Below are 8,286 nucleotides of genomic sequence, written 5' to 3'. Positions count from 1 at the left end.
CCGACCCTGACCCCGGCCCCGGGCCCCGACCCGACCCCGACCCTGACCCCGGCCCGGCCCCCGCTCCGCGCACGCGCGCGGAGCGGGGGCCGGGCCGCTGTGGCGCCCGGCACGGGGACGGGGTTCGGGCCCGAGGGGCCGACGGCGGTCGAGCACGGCCTCCGTACGCGTCCGTGGCCCGGCAGCCGGCAGCCGTCAGGGCTCGGGAGGATCGCCGTGGACGACGCGGTCAGCGCGATCACCGGGCGATCACCGGGGAGGAGGCCGAGGAGACCGTCAACGTGCCGGTGACGGCGGTCACGAAGGAGACCGTGGGCGGGTTCGGCGGCTGAGACGGGGGCAGGGTGGCCGGAGAACCCGCGGACGCGGGCACCGGCCCGCCGCGCTCCGCCTTGCGTGATTGGGGAGTTCCATGGACCACTACGACCTGCTGGTCGTCGGGTCGGCCAACGTCGACCTCGTGATCGGTGTCGAGCGCCGGCCCGGGGCGGGGGAGACGGTGCTCGGGTCGGACCTCGCCGTCCACCCCGGCGGCAAGGGCGCCAACCAGGCGGTCGCCGCCGCACGGCTCGGGGCGCGGACGGCGCTGCTCGCGCGGGTCGGGGACGACGCGAACGGGCGGCTGCTGCTGGAGTCGCAGCGGAACGCGGGGGTCGATACGGCGGGCGTCCTGGTGGGCGGGGCCCCGACCGGCGTCGCGCTGATCACCGTCGACCCGTCGGGGGACAACAGCATCGTGGTGTCGCCCGGGGCGAACGGGCGGCTCACGCCGCAGGACGTCCGGGCCGCCGCGCCGCTGGTCCGGGCCTCGCGGGTGGTCTCGGCGCAGCTGGAGATCCCCCTGGAGTCGGTCGTGGAGGTCGTGCGGCACCTGCCTTCCGGAACGCGGTTCGTGCTGAACCCGTCTCCGCCGCGGGCGCTGCCGGCCGAGGTGCTGGCGGCCTGCGACCCGCTGGTCGTCAACGAGCACGAGGCCCGGGTGATCCTGGGCGACGCGGCCAGCGGCGACGATCCCGCCGCCTGGGCACGGGAGCTGCTCGCGAGCGGCCCCGCGTCGGTGGTGGTGACGCTCGGTTCGGAGGGCGCGCTGGTCGCCTCCGCCGGGGAGGAGGCCGTACGGGTCGCGCCGGTGAAGGTCGACGCCGTCGACACCACGGGCGCCGGTGACTCCTTCACCGCCGCGCTGGCCTGGAGGCTGGGCGCGGGAGCCCCGCTCGTGGAGGCCGCCGCGTACGCCGCCCGGGTGGGCGCCGTCGCCGTGACGCGGCGGGGAGCGCAGGAGTCCTTCCCCACCGCCGGGGAGGTCGAGGCGCTGTCAGGAAGGGCGGGATCCTGACCCGCCGTCGCACCGGAGCTCTCGCCGCCTCGGACCACGGCGACCGGGCGCTCGGGTGCGACGCCGGTGATCCGGGGGCGGTCGCGGCGCGGGCGGTCTGAGCCGCGGTGGCTCAGATGAACCGCCACAGGCGGTCCTCCGCGCCGTTGTCGTCGCGGAGCACGACCTGCGCTCCGAGGGCGGTGGAGGCCCCGACGACGCCGAGGACGCGGCCGCCGGCGGCGCACTGGATCCGGAAGGTGTCGCCCCCGCCGTGGCGCAGGCGCCACCGGTGGTCGGCGGCGCCGTCGTCGGCCCACTGGACGACCGGGGTGCCGTCGGCGGTGCCGCCGTTCTCCGCGGCCAGGACCTTGCCGCTGTGGGAGTTGCGCAGGCGCAGGCAGCCGTCGGTGTCGAGGACGGCCGTCCAGAGGTGGTCGGCGGTGCCGTTGTCGTCCCACTGGAGGGCGGGGCCGCCGTCGGCGGTGGACATGTCCCGGATGCCGAGGACGAGCCCGCTGGCGACGTTCCGGATCCGCCTGGCTCCGACGGGGGCGAACTGCCACCGGCCGGCGGCGGCGCCGTCGTCGGGCAGCTGGACGGCCGCGGCGCCCCGGGCGGTGGAGCCGCCGGCGATGCCGAGCAGCTTGCCGGAGTGGACGTTGCGGAGCCGGTGGTAGCCGTTGCCGGCGTCGACGACGGTCCAGAGGTGGTCGGCGGTGCCGTTGTCGGCCCACTGGAGGACCGTGGCGTTGTCGGCGGTGGACATCGACTCCACGCCGAGGACCTTGCCGCTGTTGACGTTGCGCAGCCGCAGCGCGCCGCCGTCGACGACGAGGACCCAGTCGTGGTCGGCGGTGCCGGTGTCGTCCCACTGCAGGGCGGGGCCGCCGTCGGCGGTGGACATGTCCCGGATGCCGAGGACGAGCCCACTGGCCGCGTTGACCAGACGGAAACCCGCGCCGTCGGTCCGCCAGTAGACGGTGTAGTCGAACCCCTGGGCGTCGTGGAACGGGCCGAGGCCGACCGTCGCCCCGTCGGCGGTGGCGGTGAAGGCGAGGGCGGTGCCGCTGGTCCTGGTGATCGTGGCGGCGTCCAGCACGGGGAGGGCGGACGGCGGGGTGCTGCCGTAGTCGCCGGCCAGGACGACGGGTCCGTAGGTGATCGCCGCGACACCGGGACTGTCGTTGGCGGCCTGGAGGGCCACCCGCATGGGGAGCTTCACCGTGACGGTGTCGCCGGAGGCCCAGGACCGGGTGAGGGTGGCGTACGTGCCCGGGGTGGCCGCGACGTTCTGCGCGACGCCGTTGACGCTGACGACGGCCCCGGAGGTCCAGCCGGGGATGCGGACGCGCAGCGACCACGTCCCGCCGACGCTGCCGGTGAGCTTGAGCGTCGTGGTGTCCTCGGCCGGGTACGCGGTGGTCTGGGTGACGGTGATGCCCCGCTCGGTCCAGTCCAGGACGGACGGGAGGAACAGGTTCACCGTGAGGGTGGCGCCGTCGTGGAAGTACACGGAGTCCATCAGCTTGGTGTTGGACTCGATCCCCGTTCCCTGGCAGCACCAGAACGTGCCGTAGTCGGTGCTCCAGGTGCCGCCGCCCCAGGCCGGGCCCTTGCCCCGGCGCCCGCCCGGCTTGAGCGGGGTGAAGTAGGTGATGTGGCCGTGCGGGTCGGCCGGGTTCTGGGCGCCGATGACGTGGTTGAGCAGCGCCTTCTCGTAGAAGTCGAAGTAGGCGGCCCGGTCCGGGTCCAGCTGCCACAGCTCCCGGGTCAGCTTGAGCATGTTGTAGGAGTTGCAGAGCTCGCAGGTGTCGTCGGTGAGGAAGCCGGCGATGGCGTTCGCGGCCCGGAAGTGCTCCGCCTGGCTGTTGCCGCCGATGGCGTAGGTGTGCGAGCCGGTGGTGATCGCCCAGGCGTTCGCGGCGATGTCCCGGTAGCGGGTCGTGCCGGTGGCCTTGTACGCGCGGACGGCTCCGATCCACTTGGGCACCTGCGTGTTGGCGTGCAGGCCGTTGAGCCGGTCCAGGTTCGCGGCGAGCGGGTCGAGGGCCGCGGCGTGGTCGAACCGCTGCGCCGTGGTCAGCCAGCGGGAGTCACCGGTCCGTTGGTACAGATCGGCCAGTACCTCGCCCATACCGCCGAACTCGGTGGCCAGCACCCGCTGCATCGTGTCGTGGCCGAGCGCGGCGGTGCGCCGGTCGACCCAGCCGGCGAGCGCGAGGAGCACGTCGCGGGCCTGGGTGCTGCCGAGGAGGCGCCATACGTCGAGCAGGCCGGCCATGGTCTTGTGGACGCAGTAGTACGGGACGTTGCCGTTGCCGAGCGAGCCCGCTTCGAGCTTGGCGAAGTCGGTCTCGGGGAAGCCCGACAGGTAGCCGGCGGAGAAGCCCGCGGCGGCGTTGTTGGCCTGGCACTTGGCGAGTTCGGCTACCATCCGGTCGGCCTTGTCGCGGCAGGTGGTGTCCCCGAGCGCGGCGGCGGCCTGGGCCCACGCCGAGAGGAAGTGGCCCTGCACGTGGGTGCGGAAGGGGAACCCCGGGTCGTCCCAACCCCCGTTCGCGGCGGCGGCGTTGGTGGAGAGCCGGTGGTTGGCGCGGAAGTTGTACAGCAGGCGGTCGACATCGACGAAGCGGAGGTAGGCCAGGGCCCGGTTCTGGTTGTCGAGCCATCGGCTGTCGGTGAGCCGGACCTGACCCAGCTCGAACGGGACCGTCGTCACTCCGACGTCGGACCTGGCGGGGGGCGTCTGCGCCGCGGCGGGAACGCGGCTGAGGACGGGACCGACGGCTGCGGCCACGGCCGTGACACCGGTCGCCTTGAACACGGCACGGCGACTGAAGGGGTGAGCCGGCATGGCGAACTCCACGGTGGCGTCGGGGAAGGGGACGGGGGAGCGCGGCGGCCGACCTCGCGTGGCGCCTGTCCGTTTCACGAGTGTTAACGCTCACATAGTCCGTGTCAATCCTCGCGACGGTCGCTGTCCCGAGGTCAGCGCGGCGTCGACGGCCGACGGCGCCCCGATCGGCCTGCGAGCCGCAACAGCCGGTCCAGCCGGCGGTGGGTCCGCTGAGCGGTGCCGCGGCCTTCCGTCGGTCGGCCCCGCTTCGCGACCCGCGCATGGGGAGCGGGGTACGGGGCAGACGAGTCCGCGTCCAGACGTTCGAGACCCCGGAGGTGCTGACGATGGTTCCCCTTCTGCTGGTGCTGCTGCTCGCTCTGATCCTGTTCGGTGCGGGTTTCGCCCTCAAGGCCCTGTGGTGGGTGGCGGTCGTGGTGTTGGTGGTCTGGCTGCTCGGGTTCGTCGCGCGTGGTACCAGCAGCACGGGCGGCCGCGGCCGCTGGTACCGCTGGTGACCCCCGGCCGCCAGTCCGGACCGGCGGCCGTCATCTGACGCCCGCACGTCCGCGCCGCCTCCGGCCGGCCGACCGGCCTGTCGGAGGCGGCGCGGACGTGCCGGGCCCGAACCACATCGGAGGAGACCGTGACCGCTGTCCATCCGCTCTCGGCGAGTTCCGAGGGCATGCCGCTGCTCGCGATCCTGGCCGCCGTGGCGGTGGGTGCGCTGCTCATCGGCGCGTTCGTGTGGGGCGCCCGCCGGATCGGCCGCCGCAAACCCCCCGTCCCGCCCGCCGGCGCGGCGGGCGCCCGAGCCGGGTCGTGGCGGACACCGGACGAGGCCGAAGGCTCGCGGCCGCCGGGCCCGGGGGAGGGGCGCGACGGCACGTGACCCCGCGGGCGGGACGTCCGTCCTCACCGGCGCCTGTGGGCCGACGCCGGACGGACGAGGACGGACGGACGAGGACGGACGGACGACGCGGCCCCGCCCGAGCGGGTGCGGCCGGAGGGCGCCGGACGTCGCCGACCCGGACGGCGCCCCCCGGTGGCGTCCCGCCAGCCGGGCACCGATGGTCGAAGCCGTGGGCAAGAAGAAGTGGGCCGCGGCCGTCGTGCACTGCCTGCCAGGCGCCGTCCCCGGCACGGCCGCCGTGCACGTCAGCGGGCAGGTACGGCTGAGCGGTCGCTGGGTGAGGGTCCGCCCCGCCGACGGCGCCGAGACGTGGATCTCCGCAGCCGCCGTCCAGCGCATCGTGTGGAACGCCGAGACGCCGGACTGACACCCGCGCGGGCGACACCGCGGGACAGGAGGAGGACGTGCCACAGGGCGCACCCGGTCGCGACGAGACGGCCGAAGAGAGGGCGGACCGGCTCTGGCACGAGATGCTGCAAGAGGTCCGGGTCTGCCAGACGGGTGCCCAGATCCTCTTCGGGTTCCTCGTCTCGGTGGTCTTCACTCCCCGGTTCGCCGCGCTGCCCGCCTTCGACCGCCACCTCTACGTCGCCACCGTGATGCTCGGAGCGGCCGCCACCGCCGCCCTCGTCGCCCCGGCAGCCTTCCACCGGGTCCTCGCCGGCCGGGGGATGAAGCCCGAACTCGTCCGCGCCGCCGGGCACCTGATCACCACCGGTCTGGCGCTGCTCGCCCTGACCATCACCAGCGCCCTCCTGCTCCTGCTCCGCACCGCCCTGCACGCCTCCGCCACGGCATGGGTCCTGAGCGGTGCGGCCCTGCTGGGGTTCGCCACCTGCTGGCTCGCCCTGCCCTACCTGGTCCTACGACGGGACCGCCCCCGTGACGGGAGGACGTGACCGCCGTCGTTGCCGGCTGCCGCGGCCCCGCCCGCCTCCTCGGCCGCGCGGCAGGAGGATCGGGGACCGGCCGCGGCACCGGCCGTCCCGCCCGCGCTTGCGGCGATCCGCGGAAGCCTCGGTACGAGTGCCGCCCATCGCCGACCGCCGCCCGTCATCCCCTGCCGGGGGTCTTCGCGTTCGGCCCTGCCACCGCGACGAGGGAGCACGCCGGAACTCGGTGCGGCGGCGAACACGGGATCACGCGCCGGGGATCTCGAACTCCGCCCACACCGCCTTGCCCGCTCCCTCGGCGCGGGGCAGGTGGCCCCATCGGCTGGCGAGCAGCGCGACCGCATGGAGCCCGTGCCCGCCCGGCCGGCCGGGGCTGTGCGGCAGACAGGGCCGGGGCACCGCGTCGGAGCGGTCCAGGACCTCGATCCGCAGGACGTCGGGCGTGGCGGACAGCACGAGCAGCTCCACGCCGCCGGCGTGCTGGCAGGCGTTGGTGGCCAGTTCGGAGACCACCAGCAGGATGTCCTCCGCCCGCGTCCGCTGCCACGGGTCGGACGACGGCAGCCAGCCCCAGTCGTGCAGAGCGGTCCGCACCTGGTCGCGGCAGCGGCCGACGACCCCCGGTCCCGCGGCCACGGTGAGGCGGCGGGTCTGGCCCCCGGCGGGCAGGCCGGGCAGCGGCGCGGGGGCCGTCATCGGGAACTCACTGCTGCTCATCTTCCCCTCGCTTCGATACCGGTCGTGTGCCGTTCCGACTGTCCTCGATCCGCCCGCCGCGGTGCCCGTCTACCCCGCGCGCACCGTTGGACACCGCGTCACCGTCCGGCACGGGTGCCGACGGGGTGAAGGAGCCCGGCGGACGTCGGAGCGTCGTGCGTCATCGGGCCACCGCCGCCCGGAGGTCCGGGCGGACGTCGAAGACCGCGTCCGTGCCGGTGATCTCCAGGAGTCTGGCCAGCGAGGACGGCACGCGGGCGAGGACCAGCGGGAGCTTCGCGCCGAGCGCCTCCATCCGGGTCGCCAAGAGCAGGTTGAGTCCGGTGGAGTCGCAGAACGCGATGCCGTGGCAGTCCAGGACCAGTCGTTCCGCGGGCTGGTCGAGGGCTTCGCGAAGGCGTCCACGCAGGACGTCCACGCTGTCGTAGTCGAGCTCCCCGACGGGGGAGACGATGACGGCACCGTCGGCGAGGCCGATGCCCACGGTCAGCCGAGCTTCCCCGGGTTCGGGGGCCTGGACAGGGACCGGCTCGGTGCCGGTGGGGTCGCTGTCGCGCATCGCTCTCCTTCACTCGAACCGGCGGCGGCCACCGCGCGTCGGTCCGGCAGTGTACCGGGACGACCTTACGGGGCCTGGCCGCGCGTCCGAGCGGGCAGGGCGGGACCCGGCCGGCACCGGGGAGGTGCGAGGATGCCGTGGTCGTTCCGCGACGCCCCCCGGCACGGTCCCGTGCCGGGGGGCCCGCTCGGGCCGCTGACCGCCACCTTGCCCGAACGCGGCGGTACCACCCGGGAGTTGCGCTTCGGGGCGAGCCGGCCCAGGCCGAGACCGGCCGAAGGGCCGGGCTTCCGCACGTGCACCTCTCCGGTCGCTGACGCGCGTCCTCACCGTCCTGCGCGCGTTGCCGCCCGCCGGGATCCGGCGAGCGGTCGGCCGGCCGCCGACGCATACACCGGACCGCTCCGGGCAGGCGGGAGACCAGGAGGCTCTTCCGGGAGGCGAGTTGTGACATGGGCGGAGTGCAGGCGGTGGGTTGGGCCCGGCGGATGCCGGTGAGCGCGGGAGTACGCGCGGGCAGGGACTGGGTCCGACGGCACCTGGCGACGCTCGGCTGGGATGTCACCGCTCCCGAGTCGGCGGAAGGAGTCGTGCTGGCGGTCTCGGAGCTGCTGACGAACGCCCATGTGCACGCGCACAGCGACGCGGAGCTCGTTCTGACGTGGGACGGACGCTGCCTGCGGCTGAGCGTCCACGACCACAGTCCACTCCCGCCGCGCCCGCGGGCGGCGGGCCCGGGCGCGACCGGAGGCAGGGGACTGGTGCTGGTCGAGGCGGTAGCCGATCACTGGGGCACCCACCCGGGGGCGGAAGGGAAGACCGTGACCGCCTGCTTCCACCCTCCGACGGCCGTCCGGGGGCCGTTGACCGCGACGGACGCCCACGGTGAAGGACCGTCGACCGGCTGCTGAGCGCGCCGTCGTAGCGGTCCCACGGGCCGGCCGGCCCGTGGGACAGCCCCCCAAACAAACCTCTCCCCCCCCCCCCCTGCCCCTGCCCGCACCCCCCCCAAAGGAGGGTTGTTCCCTGTTTTTCCTTTTGTTTTCCCCC

9 protein-coding genes are annotated in these 8,286 nt (G+C 74.7%); 6 read left to right on the top strand and 3 right to left on the bottom strand.

Annotation, left to right across the window (positions count from 1 at the left end; all coding sequences use genetic code 11):
• The first annotated feature begins 412 nt into the window (after nucleotides 1-412).
• Entirely contained in the window at nucleotides 413-1,336 is a 924-nt protein-coding gene (locus ACZ6Y7_RS37610; protein ID WP_465762479.1) for a ribokinase, read from the top strand.
• A gap of 112 nt (nucleotides 1,337-1,448) precedes the next feature.
• On the opposite strand, the gene ACZ6Y7_RS37605 is transcribed toward ACZ6Y7_RS37610, so the two are convergent.
• Complete coding sequence (locus ACZ6Y7_RS37605) at nucleotides 1,449-4,172, bottom strand: beta-L-arabinofuranosidase domain-containing protein (RefSeq protein ID WP_465762478.1); 2,724 nt, start codon at nucleotides 4,170-4,172, stop codon at nucleotides 1,449-1,451.
• Between the two features lie 329 nt (nucleotides 4,173-4,501).
• On the opposite strand from ACZ6Y7_RS37605, the gene ACZ6Y7_RS37600 reads away from it, so the two are divergent.
• The 4 genes from ACZ6Y7_RS37600 to ACZ6Y7_RS37585 all read left to right on the top strand — a co-directional run bounded on the left by ACZ6Y7_RS37600 (nucleotide 4,502) and on the right by ACZ6Y7_RS37585 (nucleotide 5,966).
• Nucleotides 4,502-4,672, top strand: a complete 171-nt coding sequence (locus ACZ6Y7_RS37600; RefSeq protein WP_465762477.1) for a hydrophobic protein — start codon at nucleotides 4,502-4,504, stop codon at nucleotides 4,670-4,672.
• Between the two features lie 128 nt (nucleotides 4,673-4,800).
• Nucleotides 4,801-5,046, top strand: coding sequence for a DUF6479 family protein (locus tag ACZ6Y7_RS37595; protein ID WP_465762476.1), 246 nt, complete (start codon nucleotides 4,801-4,803; stop codon nucleotides 5,044-5,046).
• Between the two features lie 178 nt (nucleotides 5,047-5,224).
• The gene (locus ACZ6Y7_RS37590; protein ID WP_465762475.1) at nucleotides 5,225-5,434 is read left to right on the top strand and encodes a hypothetical protein; all 210 of its coding nucleotides are present in this window, start codon (nucleotides 5,225-5,227) and stop codon (nucleotides 5,432-5,434) included.
• A gap of 37 nt (nucleotides 5,435-5,471) precedes the next feature.
• Nucleotides 5,472-5,966: a DUF6328 family protein gene (locus ACZ6Y7_RS37585; protein ID WP_465762474.1), complete on the top strand. Its 495-nt coding sequence runs from the start codon at nucleotides 5,472-5,474 to the stop codon at nucleotides 5,964-5,966.
• A 240-nt stretch (nucleotides 5,967-6,206) separates the two neighbouring features.
• On the opposite strand, the gene ACZ6Y7_RS37580 is transcribed toward ACZ6Y7_RS37585, so the two are convergent.
• The gene (locus tag ACZ6Y7_RS37580; protein WP_465762473.1) at nucleotides 6,207-6,677 is read right to left on the bottom strand and encodes an ATP-binding protein; all 471 of its coding nucleotides are present in this window, start codon (nucleotides 6,675-6,677) and stop codon (nucleotides 6,207-6,209) included.
• A gap of 160 nt (nucleotides 6,678-6,837) precedes the next feature.
• Nucleotides 6,838-7,236 (bottom strand): STAS domain-containing protein, encoded by a 399-nt coding sequence (locus tag ACZ6Y7_RS37575; protein ID WP_465762472.1) that lies wholly within the window; start codon nucleotides 7,234-7,236, stop codon nucleotides 6,838-6,840.
• 452 nt (nucleotides 7,237-7,688) lie between these two features.
• Here ACZ6Y7_RS37575 and ACZ6Y7_RS37570 point away from each other — a divergent pair, with 452 nt between their 5' ends.
• Nucleotides 7,689-8,147, top strand: coding sequence for an ATP-binding protein (locus tag ACZ6Y7_RS37570; RefSeq protein ID WP_465762471.1), 459 nt, complete (start codon nucleotides 7,689-7,691; stop codon nucleotides 8,145-8,147).
• The last annotated feature ends 139 nt before the right edge of the window (nucleotides 8,148-8,286 follow it).

This window comes from Kitasatospora sp. NPDC053308, from assembly GCF_055585785.1.
Note: the sequence above shows the minus strand (reverse complement) of the source record. Positions and strands in the feature narration are given on the sequence as shown.